We start from the raw sequence: 12,600 nt of genomic DNA on the forward strand, positions 1-12,600 counted from the left end.
TAGCCTCCCCGGCGCGCAGTGGGTAGTGGCTAGTGGATGGTGAAAGGACTGCTCCCTGTCTACTGGCCACTAGCCACTACCCACCACCTCGCTGACGTGTCTGCGAACGTACTCCGCTACCCGACCGCGCAGGAAGTCGGTGGAAGTGGGGTCTATGGTGAACGACAAGGTGATGATGGGAGCGGAACAACCGGCGGCCACGACTGCCTGGTGGGAGGTGTGGGTGTCCACCACAAGGTCAGCCGATCGCAGGTCCCGCTCCAGAGCCTGAGGATCTCCCACCAGATGAGTGCTGAGCTGGAGAGAGGGATTGTGGGCTCGCACCTGGTGGACGATAGTATTCAGGGTGGTCTTCTCGGTGCACACCGCCAGAACCCGGCTGCCCTGCGGTGCCCGTGAGATTCTCAGCAGAGCGTCGGTCTCCGGAGGAGCATGCACGCCCACTACTTCGGTTCCGACCCCGGCCTCGGCTACGGCCTCCCGCACCACTGCCAAGTGGTAGAAGGTAGTGACCGCCAGGTCTGCCCCACTGCAGAGGCTCTCCGTGTCAGCCACGAAGTCGCTCAGGAGCACCAGCTTCATGGGGGCACCCAGGCCCTGCTCCAGCTTCGCGCCCAGGGTCCGGGCGTCGTAATCGTTGCACTCGATGAACAGAACCTCAACCTGGTCGCTGGCGTAGACGGTGCCCATGAGTCGGTGGAATAGGGAGGCGACCTCCTCCATGCGGAGGCCCAGCAACCTGGCCTGACGCAGGGTCGAAGCCAGGTCCTCGCCCAGGGTCTCGCGAGCTGCCTCCAGCCCGGGCCCATCCAAGGGTATGCCGGCCACGAAGGCACCGACGCCAGCCTCGATCCTGAGGTAACCCTTTCCCGCCAGAGACCGGAAAGCACGACTGACGGTGTTCTTGTTGGCGCCGAACTCCTCTGCCAGCTCCCGCACCGAGGGCAGCCTGGAACCAGGCGGATACCGGCCGGAGGTGATTCGAGCCAGCAGAATGCGTTCGATGTCGGCGGTGACCGCCACAGGGCCTCCCCAGACGAGGTGTCCCTAGTCATAGGACAGTAGGACAGCACCAGTCTACAACATGGGAGAAGCCCATGTCAATAGTGTCTTTCTCTTTGGGCTGGGCGCGAGTGGGGAGACAGGCCAATGGGCGACTGAGGCACGCCCTTCGGAAGTCACCGGAGCGTGCACAGGCATAGCCGCCATGGTCCCGGGCGCCGATGTCCACCACCGGGAGCGTTCTGGTCCTGCCCCGTCCCTCGCGCGCGGCGAGTCCAGGAGGGCAGGAACGATAGGGTGCCCTACGGGTCGGGCGACGCCGTTTCGCCGGGGCCGACGAGAGCGGCCAAGGCCAGCAGGGCCAGCAGGAAGCCGGCGTAGTTCTCGTTGAAGAAGCGGGAGGTGAAGGAGTAGACCCCGAAGAGCGCCGCCGTCCCGTACAGCACGTTCGCCAGCGTCTGTCGGTGCCACTGCCGGCGCAGCAGCAGGACGAGCAAGGGGAGGCACAGCGCTAGCTGCAACACCCAGAAGGGGAAGTAAGCCTGGTCGTCCGGAACCAGGGCCAGCGCCAGGACCAGGTTGCTCAGGCCCCAGCCCCTGATCTGGTAGGGAGTGGAGGACGTCCCCGCGCTCCACGCCCACACGTCGTCGTAGAAGGCGCCGGGATGCCAGAGGACGAAGGGGAGCACCAACAGACCGAACACCAAGAGAGTCGGCCATCCCCGAGAGAAGATGCGGCGGAGTGCGGGGCCCGCTCCGGCCGATCCCCGTGCTAGGTAGACGAGGTAGAAGGGTGCCAGGAACCACGCGGTGGGCTTGCTGGCCAGGGTCAGCCCCAGCACGGCGGAGGCAAAGCGATACTTCCCCCGCGCCAGCAGCCACAGAGAAAGCACCATCCAGGCCAGCACGAAGGAATCGTTCATGCCGAAGATGACGTCGCTGCCCATGATGGGGTTCAGCCCAACCACCATGACCAGGAGCAGCGCCGCCGACCGGTCGCGGGCCAGGCCAGGGAGCAGGGCGAGCGCAGCCACGAACAAGGCCAGGTAGAGGAAGCGCTGGTCGTACCAGCCGATCATGCCTTCGAAGGCCAGCTTGATCGGTGCGCTGGCGATAAGGGTCCAGGGCAGGTAGGGGTAGTGATACAGCGCAGTCCGCTTCTCCAGGCCCCACTCGGCCAGCGGCGTGTCCAGGTAGTCCTCGACGTAAGGATTGCGGCCCTGAAGCAGCATGTCCACCGCGGCTTCGGTTTGGATGACGCCGCCGTCGTGAGTGAAGGAGGCCGGTCCGGTAGCGCGGCGCAAGGCGATGAGGTAGAGGCTCTGGGCCACTACGGTAGTCCCTACCAGCGCCAGCACCAGCCCCAGCTTGGCCCGGTAGACCAGCGTGGGAGACAGACGCTCGCGCACCGCGTCGGCGACCAGGTATAGCCCCAGCAGCAGGAAGGTCGCGGTCACCAGGAGGAGCGAGAGGGGATCGGTCAGCCACTGGCGCATGAGGTCCCAGGCCCGGTCGGAGAGCAGGCCTCCCACAAGGGGCAGGCTACGGATAGTCTCCTCCGGTCGGGGAGCCACTAGGTCGGCCAGAGTGTCTATGCGGACGCGGGCCACCACGAGCACGGTGAGCAAGAGGGCATCCATGGAAAGCGGCTGAGACCGCTCGGACAAGAGGATCAGTCCCAGAAGAGGCGGCGAGTGGCGCTGCGCCTGCTGGTCTCGATGACCTTGCCGGTCGTCGGGTCGTCGCGCACCACCACCACCTGCCAGGAGTACTCGCCGGGGCCGTCGGGGGCTCCTCGCTGCCGGTAACGGGTCTCGGTGGTGCGGGCGATGCCCCAGGCCGGTGCTCCCTGGCGCCACACCCTCAGGTCGAACGTCTCGCCGGCCTGCAACTGGCCGCCATACTGCCACACGAACTCGACGGTGGCGTCTCCGGGGAAGTGGGTGACGTCAGCCGGCTCGACCAAGACGGGCGCGGCGTGCAACGACCCAGGCGCGGATGCCGGCACCGCCGTCGGGGTGGGGGGCTGCTCCTCTGGAGTGGATGTCGGCGAGACGGCGGTGGTGGGCGTGGCGGTGGGGTGCGACGCCGGCGTGGCTGTGGGAAGCCGGCTCGGGTCCTGGGTGGACACGGGCCGGGCGGTCCATACGCTCACCGGCGTCAGGAGGGCGGCCTCGAAGCGGGCAGTAGCGGTTCTGGGGTCCTCAGGCGGGGCATCCTCGCGCGGCAGGCCGGCCAGGACTATGCCTCCGGCGGCCGCGGACGCCACCAGCACTAGGAAGACGATCTTGAGGGCCCGAGGCACGCGGGTGGTGACCCAGCCCAAAGCGTGGCCCAGATCTGATAGGCGGTGCTGAAGAGCCATCGAGGTGGGCTCGCGTTCGCGCAGGGCCTCTATGAAAGCCGAGGCGGAATGAAACCGATCTGCTGGCTCCTTGGCCAGCGCCCTCAACAGGGCCCGGCTGGCATCGCGGCCCAAGCTGCGCCTGAGGGAGCGGGGCAGGCTGGGAGTGAGGACGGCATGGTCGCGGCGCAGCTGCTCGTCCGAGCTCCGGGGGAAGGGCAGCCTGCCAGCGAGCATCTCGTAGGCGATGACCCCCAGGGAGTAGATGTCAGACCAAGGGCCGGTGGGCTGGGCGGTATTGCGCTCGGGCGCGGTGTAGCGGGCATCGCCAGGGGCCGGGTGTTGCCCTCGGCGGCGCGCCTGCGCTGCTCCCGCCAGCAGGACGCGGCCGTCTTCCGTCAGAAGGATGTGGTCAGGAGTGAGGTTACAGTGGATGTACTGGCGGGCATGCATCTCATCCAGCGTCTCGGCTACGGGGGTCAGAATCTTGAGGACAGCGCTGCGAGAGAAGCGACGGCGACGGTTCATCTCGTCGCGCAGAGTGCGCTCGGCCCAGTCCATCACTGAATAGATGTGACCGTCGGCGCTCTGGCCTACGTGCCGGACGGCGCGCAAGCCGGGCAGGTAGAGGTGGCGCACCACTTCCCGCTCCCGGCGGAGGTGGGCCAGGTCTCGGGCTGAACGGTTCAACGCCGCCTTCACAGTTACGCTGGCGCCGTCGCGGTCGGTCGCCTGGTAGACGGTGAAGGCCTTGCTGCCTCCTACCGGCCTGACGATGGTGTACTCATCTATCTCTTGGGGGCTTCGGAGAATCACGATCTCATGGTCCCCAGCTCATTCTCTCATCGGTCCACTGCGGCCCTGGGGTGCCGTTGAGGTCGAACAGCTTGTGCTGCTGGCTGCCGTCGGGCCGCATCGCCCAGACGGCCCACTGACCGTCGCGGTCGGACAGGAAAGCTACGGCCTTACCATCGGGCGACCACGTGGGAAGCCCGCTGTTTCCGCTACCCTGAGTGAGCCGGGTAAGGTCGGAGCCGTCCAGACGAATGCGGTAGACGTCCCAGGCGCCGTTCATGGTGGACATGAACACCAGGTTGCCCCCATGCTCGTCTGCAGCGCGGTCGCTGGCGTCGCCGGTCAGGCGTCGCGGAAGGCCTCCCTGACTGCTCACCACCCAAAGGCCGCAGTTCCCGCCCGAGCCGAAGCCGTAGTCGCATCCATTGTACGCGATCTCGCCATTGCTCAGCCAGACCGGTGAGCGACCCAGGATGCCACTGGAGCCCAGGGGCAGGAAGGGTGGCCCCTCCGGAATCTCGCCCAGCACGGAGTGGGCGTAGAGTCGCCACTGGCCGTCTCCTTGCTGCGAGGAGGAGTAGACAACGGAGCTCCCATCGGGCGACCAGGTGGGGTGGCTATCCTCCGGGTGCCGGCTAATCTCCCGCCGTTCGCTGCCGTCGGCGCTCATGAGCCAGAGGCTGTCGGTGCCGCAGCCCTCGCCGTTCATCGCCAGTACCCCGTCGCCGCGGAAGTCGGGCTGTCGCATGCAGGGCGCCAGCTGGTAGCGGTGCGAACCATCGGCCTGGGCCACCCAGACATCCGTTCGGCCTGTATGCGGGTCGTACAGGGGATAGGCGATGCGCCCGCTGAACCCCGCCGGCAGCGGCGGCTCGGTAGCAGTCGCTTCCGCGGTGGGGGTATCGGTCGGGGCCGGAGTCGCCGTGAAGGTGGGAGTGGGCGTGTCCACGACGGCGGTAGGCGTGTCGGATGGTGCGGCCGTTACGGTCTCGGCGGGAGTGGCTGTGACGGCCGACTTCACCTCGCCGCCGAACCCTCCACCGGCGGGCCGGGGGGTGGGCGTGGCCGTGGGCATGGGGCTGGGCGTCACGGTGTGCGTGGGGGTAGGGCTGGAGGTCGCCGTGGGCAGCGCCGTGGGCGGTGCAGTAGGCGTAGGGGGAGCCGGGGTAGAGGTGGGAACAGCGGTGGCGGTATCGGCCGCCGCGACAGCTACAGCCGTCGCCGGCACTGGTGTCTCGTCCCCGCGCCCGCCCAGGAGCTGCCCGGCCACCAGGACCAGCACCGCCACGGCGGCGAACAACCCGACCGCGCCCAGCGCGGCCACGGCCACCCAGGGGGTTCGGGATGCCGGCCGGGCCGCAGGGGCGAAGCCGGTGCGGGGCCGGGAGGGAGCCGGCTTCGGGAAGGTAGGCTCCGGCGGTGCCGCGGTCTGCGCAGCGGCATGACGGAGCGCCCGGGCCATGTCCATCCCCGAGGGGAAACGGTGCCTCGGGGACTTGGCCAGCGCCGTGTCCACCAACTCCTGCACCGCCGGAGGCTGGACGCCGAAGGATGTCAGCCTGGGCGGGGGCTCGTTCACCTGCTGATAGAGTACGCTCAGAGGTGTGTCCCCTCGGAAAGGGGGTCTGCCAGTTATGGCCTCGAACAGGATCAGCCCCAGGGCGTACAGGTCGGTGTGGGGGCCCGTCTCCAGCCCCTGGGCCTGCTCTGGAGTCATGTACTCAGGAAGGATGGTCTGCGACCCCGGCCGAGCCAAGGCTCTATCCAAGCCGAAGTCGGCCACCAAGGGATGGCCGGCATCGTCGAGGAGCACGTCGTTGGGGTCGAGAGCCGCGTGGGTGACGCCGTGGGCGTGGGCGTAGGCCAGGGCGTCGGCCACTGCTGCGGCCAGCTCGAGCGCCTCCGGCAGAGGCAGTGGCCCCTGAGCGAGGCGGCTCCGGAGGCTGCCACCGGGGGCCAGGTCCATCACCACGTAGTGCACCTCGCCGTCGTGACGCAGGTCATAGAGGCGCAGGATGTTGGGGTGGATGAGCCGAGCGGAAGCGAGCACGGCCTCGCGGTACCGCTCCAGGAAGCCGGGGTCGGCTGCCAGGGCTGGATCGAGCACCCGAACGGCGACGAAACGGTCCAGAGAGAGCTGCCGTGCCCGGTACACCGCTCCCGCGGCGCCCTGGCCCAGGAGCTCGACGATCTCATAGTCCCCCAGCCGCCGGCCGACCAGATCGCCCACGTATCACCTCCGAGAAGCGGGGCTCAGCCCCGACCGAGAGCGTACTCCAGGTGCGCGGCGCTGAGGAGCGCCAGCACTCCCTTCACCAGCCAGGGGACCCAGATGGCGTACATGTCTCCCACCAAGCGGGGGGTGAAGTCCAACGGCACGATGAGCAGTAGGCTGGCGATGAGGAAGATGCGAGCTTCCTTGAACCGGCCGGCGAGCAGCCGACCGATGCCGTAGATGCCGAGCAAGCCTACCAGGAACTCCACCGCCACGGTGAAGCGAAGTCGTCGCTTCGTGCCCTGCCGCCGCCTCTTCACCGTCTTGCCCTTTGTTGCCGCCAAGTCACCTCCTCAGGGTAGCCACGAGAGACGCTCGACCAGCTCATCCCCGGCCTGTATGGGGGCATCGAGGAGCCGCAGCAGTGGGCCGCCACTCGATGGCACCACCCAGAGGCCCCAGTCGCCGCCCCGGTCGCTGCGGAATGCCAGATAGCGCCCGTCGGGAGACCATTGGGGCACGCAGTCCGTGGCCTGGGCATCGGTGAGTTGCACTAGCCCGGTGCCATCACTGCCCATGACGTAGAGGTTCCAGTTGTCGTCTCGATAAGAGTGAAAGGCGATGTACCGGCCATCGGGTGACCACGCCGGGGCTCCATCGGTGGCATCGGTGGTGAGGAACTCCTGCCCGCTGCCATCGGGATAGGCGAGCATGATCCCGCAGGAGCCACCGATGCAGCTCTTCACCGCCAACCTGTCGCCCTTGGGGGACCAGTCGGCATATTCCCCGTAGGCGATGCCGGTGGCGGTGCCACCGTGCGCCGGGACAGTGTAAATCCTGCTCATGCCGTCTCCAAAACGGAGGCTGGCAAAGGCCAGGAGCGATCCATCGGGAGACCAGGCAGGCCAGCCGTCTTCGGGGTGAGCGTCGCTGGTGAGTAGCCAGCGCTGGGATCCGTCCCCGGTGGCAGCAAAGAGGCCGAGAGCGTTAGGCTGCCAGGAATGATAGGCGAGCATGCGGCCATCGGGGCTGAAGGCTGGCTGGCTAGCCTGGGGCAGCAAGATGGTCTCGGCACCGGTGGCCAGGTCTAGCAGGATCACGTCGTAGCGGTTGGAGTCGCTGGAGTAGCGCCCGAAAGCAATGCGTCCCTGCGGGGGGACGGGGGTGGGCGTCCCCAGGACTGAATCCAGCCAGCGGTCGAGCTCCGGAGCCACCTGCAGCTCCGCGAGGACTCGCCTCTGCTCGGCAGGGGGCAATTGAGCCACTGCCGTCATGGCGGCCACCGCCCGCTCCAGTGGCGCGGCAGCCAGGCCGGCCTCCAGCGTGGCGCGAAGAGGATCCCGGGTCGGAGCGGCGGTTCGAGTAGGGCGGACCGTGGCCGTGGGCGTCAGGGTGGGATCGGGGGTGGCCGTGTCTGTTGGTGCTGCAGTTGGCGACTGGATCGGAGTAGGGACGGCGGTGGAAGTAACAGAGCTGACCGCGGTGCTGCTGGGCGCAAGGGCATGCTCCACGGCCTGAAGGGGCTGCAGGGGCACCAGCTGGGCCTGCAGAGCCGCCACCGACGCCACGAGGGCGAGAAGCAGGCCAGCCGAGGCTAGCAGCCAGGTGCGGGGGTTGGCATCCGGACGCCGCCGTGGTCGGCCGGCCTCGCGAGTCTCCGGCAAGACGGCCAGCAACGCCGGGCCGAACGATATCGCGTCGCCCGGTCGTAGGGCATGACGCCCAATCACCCGGATTCCGTTCAGGTAGACCGGGCGCCTGGCATCGAGGGGTTCGAGCATCCACTGCGCCCCGTGTCGAGCCAGACGCAGGTGATGTCGGGCCACCGCCGGATGCTCCACCTGTATGCTGTTGCTGGAGGCGGCGCCCGCCGTCACGGGTCCCTGCTCCAGGGGCAGATCCACCCCGGATACCGCCTCCGACCTTCCAACCAGACGCAAACCCTACCTCTTCTTGGGCGGGGGACAGAGCAGCACTACGAGCGGCGCCTCACCGCTAACCGTGGGCCTGGCCACAGGATCGGGGGCCGGGAAACGATTTCGATCGCCTCGAGGGCACAGGTCGGCCCGTGGCCCTGATGCTGGACTTCCCCCCGATTGTGCCCGAGTATAGCACATCATGAAGGGCCTAACAGCTATCGTGCTTGCCATAGCGGAATGGGGTCGCCGCCTGGCCCGGAGATGGGGCTGGTCCCGGGGCGGCGCGACGAGAGAAGGGGGACAGGACTGGACGGGGCGGTTTCTGAGCCAGGTGCTGGCGCAGTATCACTTCACAAGCGAAGCGTCCGATTGGCTGCGGAGGGAGATCACGGTACGAGTGGACGACCCCCACAGCACTCGCGGTGGCGGCTATTGGATCCCGGAGGAGCGTCGCGTCCGACTCTTGACGGCGCAGCATGAAGCGGCCGTACACGAGCTTGCTCACGCCTGGTGGCACGATCGGCGGCGCGGTCAGGAACGAGCGCTCATGGAGGCGGTGACGCGGGCGGCGCACGAGCCGGACCCTCGCTACCAGCAGGTGCGGAGGCTGGCTGAGGGCTACGTGTACGGCACCGCCCACGACGGCTGGCCCGGCCTGCTGGTGGACAGCAACGACTGGGAGATGTTCGCTGGCCTTGCTAGCGGCACCATGGGGGACCTCCGGCTCATGCCCGCCTACCTACGAGCCTTCTACCGCGGGCTGTTTCAGGAACCGGAGGAGACACCCGACGGCTCCGATCGGCCAGTGCTACCGTCCTAGCGCTGACCGTAGCCCTCGGTGTAGGCCCGGTGGAGGCGGTCCACCTCCTCCGGAGGGAGGGACTGAGGGTCGCCTATCTGCATGGCGATCCACAGGGTCCGGGCGGCGTCCTCGACCATCACGGCCGCCTTGACGGCCGCTTCAGGGTCCGGCCCGAGGGCAAAGACGCCATGGTGACGCATGAGGATGGCGGGGGCGGGACCTATGGAGCGTACGATCTCTCGCCCGATCTCCTCCCCGCCGATGGGAGCGTAGGCGCCCAGCGGGATGGTGCAGCCGAACTCGTCGGCCAGGGCGGTTAGGCAGGGCTCGATCGGCCTGCCCACGGCGGCGAAGGCCGTAGCGTAGGGCGAGTGGGTGTGAACCACACCGCCTACGTCCGGCCGGTGGCGATAGACGTAGAGGTGGGTGGCGGTATCCACCGAGGGCCGCAGATGGCCGGCCACCTGTCTGCCGTCTAGGTCCACCAGCACGATGTCATCGGCGGTGAGTCGTTCGTAGCGGACGCCCGAGGGCTTGATGGCCACCAGGCCGGTCTGCGGGTCGCGCCCGCTGACGTTGCCGCTGGTCCAGGTCACCAGGCCGGACCGAGGCAAGAGCAGGTTCATCTCGTACACCAGTTGCTTCAGTTCTTCCAGCACCGTGATTCTCTCTCCTAAGGCGACCTCCGCCGTCGCTCGATAGCCGGCGGTCCAGCCCGAAGGGCGCAGAGAACGCCGGTGGCCCGGCCTCGGCCCGGAGCGTTCTCCCCGCCGACTTGCTCCTCACCTAGCGATGGGCAGCCGCCCCTCGCGGTTCACCACGCGCAAGATGGCGGCGAAGTTGCCCTGCCAGCGGTCCTCGGGGACGTCCTCGGTGATGCCGATGAGGAACCGGTCGCCCGGGGCGGCCTGGCGTAGGATGAGCCGGGTCATGTCCTCGATCTCCTGAATGGTTCCCAGGTGGGTGGAAGAGGGGAAGTTGATCCAGAGCACCTTGTCGGGCCAGGCCTCTCTAGCTTCGGCCACGGTCATGTCGCAGGTAGGGGCAGGGGTGAAGGCCTCGACGTAGTCCATCTTGGAGCGGGCGATGCCGGGGGCCAAAGCGCGGGTGTTGGCATCGAAGTGCACGCCCAGCAGCTTGCCGTGAGCGTGCAGTATCTCGGCTGCCTCATCGTAGTGAGGGAGGATCATCTTCTCGAAACGGTCTCGCCCCACGACCTCGGGGCTGACGTTACCTCCGTAGTTGGCCGCCAGGGCCGGCGAGGCAGCCACGAGCGGGTAGATCTTCCGACGGTCCTCCGTCAAGGCACGGTAGAGGCGCATCACGCGTTCTCGGTTCTCTGCCCACTGGATGGAGAACTGCTCCAGCCCCATCAGGCTGTAGATGATCTCCTGCAGGGGCGAGTAGCCTATGCCGACGCGGACAAACCCGTCCTCGCCCATGAGGCCCTGCAGGCGGGTCACCTGGTCGTAGGTGGGAACGTACTGGCGATCGGCAATCATGGCCTCCAGGGGCTCGTAGTCGTCGGGGCCCTTGAAGAGCCGCTGTTCGTGCCACGAGGTGAAGCCGACCGGGCGGTCCAAGGCGGTCAGCGTGCCTGCTGGCGTGTGCACGACGGTGCGCACGTAGGAGACTCCGTCGGTGCCGGTGAAGTGCACCTGCTCCTGGGTGACCTCAGAGTAGACAGGACGGAAGGCAGACGTCCGCACGAGTATGGCTAGCCCGTCGTTGCGCAGACGGCGCTCAGCTTCGCTGACAGGAAGCTTGTTCTCGTAGACAGTGAAGGGGACAACGTCTGGGCTCTCGCCCAGCAAGGCAGCCTCTATTCTCTGCTTCGGGGTCACGGCTACTCCATCGTCATCAACGAATGGCTCGATTCTATTGCGGCCCAGGCGGGAGCGAAAGGAAGCTCAGGCCGGTTGGCCCACGGGCACCAGGTAGAGCGGCGTCTCCCCGGATGGAAGCCCCAGGAGACGGGCCACGCGCTCGTCCTCGAAGGCACCCACGGGCACACCACCTAACCCCAGGGCCTCAGCCTGAAGCAGCAAGTTCTGGCAGGCGTGCCCTGCTTCTAGGTGCACGTACCGCTCCGCTCGGGCCCCATATCGGGGCGAAGTGCGCCCGTAGACCGCGGCCACGACGAAGACGGCAGGCGCATCTCGGATGCAGGTCTGGTTCAGGCCAGCAGCCGCCAGGTCGCCCCTGAGGTCCCGCTCCTGGAGGCGGGCCAACTGGTGCCCCGCGGGCCGGTAGTGAAAGAGGCCGCGCCGGGTGGCCAGGTAGAGCTCGAGGGGATAGGTGGCACCGGCGGACGGTGCCGTGCGGAAGCCGCGATCGTCGGTGATCCCCTGAGCTGCCCAGAGCAGCTGCCCCACTTCCTCGTCGGTAAGCTCGCGGGCGCTGTATTGCCGCAGCGACCGCCTCCGGGCCAGGGTCTGGGTCAGCGGCAGGCCGGAAGCGGTGTCGGGTGGGGGCAAAGGGGTGGGCTCGGCCTCGGCTGCGGTATGCGGGCGCAAGGGTGACTGATCCCGCAGGGGGCCGGGCGCGCAGGAGAACATCAGAGGTAGCAGACATTGCAGCCATGCCAATAGCGAACGCCGGTTGCGTCTCACCGTCGCACCTCCAGGCTGTAGGTGGCGGGGCGATACCAGATGCCCTCCACCAGGAGCTAACGCATGGGAGCGGCGAGTGGCATCAGAGGCGTTGGTGTCCAGGGCAGTAGTAAGTGGGCCGGCCGGCGATCCTCTCCTTCACGATAGCGCTCCCGCAGCGGCTGCAGGCCTGGCCCTCCCGCTCCTTGACCCGAAAGACGTCCTGGTAGTGGCCTTTGCTCCCGTCGAGGTGAACGAAGGCCATCTCGGAGGCGCCGCCGTGTTCGATGGCTTCCCGCATCACCTGGACCACCGCCGCGTGAAGGGCAATCGCCTCCTCCCGGGTCAGGTCGGAGGCGGGGCGGCGCGGGTGAATGCCGGCCAGGTAGAGGGCCTCATCGGCGTAGGTGTTGCCGATGCCGCCAATGAGGCCCTGCTCCAACAGGACCGCTTTGATGCCTGCGTTCCTCTGTGCCAGGGCACTAGCCAGTCCATCGGCGGTGAAGCCGGGGGACAAGGCGTCGGGCCCCAGTGCCTGGATCTCTTCCTGCTGGGTCACCTCGTCAGTGGGGAGGAGCCGTTGGTACCGCAGGGCGACACCATGGAGGTAGAGGCGGGTGCCATCGGAGAACTCGATGGTCAGCTTAGGGTCTGGCGGCACATCGTGGGCGAGGGGGGAGAAGCGCCACTGGCCCACCATCATGAGGTGGGTGAGCAGGGAGAGCCCGCCGGAGAAGTCCAGAGCTAGGCGTTTGCCGAAGCGTCGCACGTCCATCAATCGCTGGTCGCTAAGCTCGGGCAGCTGCTCGTGGCCAACTTCCAGCCTCTGATCGGGCGTGGTGGTTACGCACGCCACCGTTCTTCCCACGGCATATCGGCGTAGCTCTCGGGCCAGTATCTCCACCTCGGGCAGCTCAGGCATGCGCAACTCC

At 67.7% G+C, this 12,600-nt stretch carries 11 protein-coding genes; 1 reads left to right on the plus strand and 10 read right to left on the minus strand.

Annotated elements, in window-relative coordinates; translation table 11 throughout:
- Positions 1–69: 69 nt before the first annotated feature.
- From HPY83_08550 to HPY83_08575, 6 genes are all read right to left on the minus strand, one after another.
- Positions 70–1,023 (minus strand): winged helix-turn-helix transcriptional regulator, encoded by a 954-nt coding sequence (locus HPY83_08550; GenBank protein NPV07997.1) that lies wholly within the window; start codon positions 1,021–1,023, stop codon positions 70–72.
- A 281-nt stretch (positions 1,024–1,304) separates the two neighbouring features.
- Positions 1,305–2,669: a hypothetical protein gene (locus tag HPY83_08555; protein NPV07998.1), complete on the minus strand. Its 1,365-nt coding sequence runs from the start codon at positions 2,667–2,669 to the stop codon at positions 1,305–1,307.
- 5 nt (positions 2,670–2,674) lie between these two features.
- The gene (locus tag HPY83_08560; protein NPV07999.1) at positions 2,675–4,162 is read right to left on the minus strand and encodes a protein kinase; all 1,488 of its coding nucleotides are present in this window, start codon (positions 4,160–4,162) and stop codon (positions 2,675–2,677) included.
- 4 nt (positions 4,163–4,166) lie between these two features.
- On the minus strand, positions 4,167–6,371 hold the full coding sequence (locus tag HPY83_08565; GenBank protein ID NPV08000.1) for a serine/threonine-protein kinase: 2,205 nt from the start codon (positions 6,369–6,371) through the stop codon (positions 4,167–4,169).
- Positions 6,372–6,394: 23 nt separating this feature from the next.
- A complete protein-coding gene (locus tag HPY83_08570; GenBank protein ID NPV08001.1) occupies positions 6,395–6,700 on the minus strand; it encodes a hypothetical protein in 306 nt (101 codons plus the stop codon).
- A 9-nt stretch (positions 6,701–6,709) separates the two neighbouring features.
- Positions 6,710–8,296: an FHA domain-containing protein gene (locus HPY83_08575; protein ID NPV08002.1), complete on the minus strand. Its 1,587-nt coding sequence runs from the start codon at positions 8,294–8,296 to the stop codon at positions 6,710–6,712.
- Positions 8,297–8,474: 178 nt separating this feature from the next.
- Here HPY83_08575 and HPY83_08580 point away from each other — a divergent pair, with 178 nt between their 5' ends.
- Positions 8,475–9,095, plus strand: a complete 621-nt coding sequence (locus HPY83_08580) for a hypothetical protein (GenBank protein ID NPV08003.1) — start codon at positions 8,475–8,477, stop codon at positions 9,093–9,095.
- Here HPY83_08580 and HPY83_08585 read toward each other — a convergent pair.
- The 4 genes from HPY83_08585 to mutM form a co-directional block, all read right to left on the minus strand.
- Entirely contained in the window at positions 9,092–9,736 is a 645-nt protein-coding gene (locus HPY83_08585) for an L-ribulose-5-phosphate 4-epimerase (GenBank protein NPV08004.1), read from the minus strand. The genes HPY83_08580 and HPY83_08585 overlap by 4 nt on opposite strands.
- Before the next feature lie 123 nt (positions 9,737–9,859).
- Positions 9,860–10,921 carry a hypothetical protein gene (locus HPY83_08590; protein NPV08005.1) on the minus strand — a complete coding sequence of 354 codons (1,062 nt, stop codon included), beginning with the start codon at positions 10,919–10,921 and terminating at the stop codon, positions 9,860–9,862.
- Between the two features lie 66 nt (positions 10,922–10,987).
- Complete coding sequence (locus HPY83_08595; GenBank protein ID NPV08006.1) at positions 10,988–11,635, minus strand: SagB/ThcOx family dehydrogenase; 648 nt, start codon at positions 11,633–11,635, stop codon at positions 10,988–10,990.
- Between the two features lie 136 nt (positions 11,636–11,771).
- Entirely contained in the window at positions 11,772–12,590 is an 819-nt protein-coding gene (mutM, locus tag HPY83_08600; protein ID NPV08007.1) for a bifunctional DNA-formamidopyrimidine glycosylase/DNA-(apurinic or apyrimidinic site) lyase, read from the minus strand.
- Positions 12,591–12,600: the final 10 nt, after the last annotated feature.

This window comes from Anaerolineae bacterium (assembly GCA_013178015.1).
GTDB lineage: Bacteria > Chloroflexota > Anaerolineae > DRVO01 > DRVO01 > Ch71.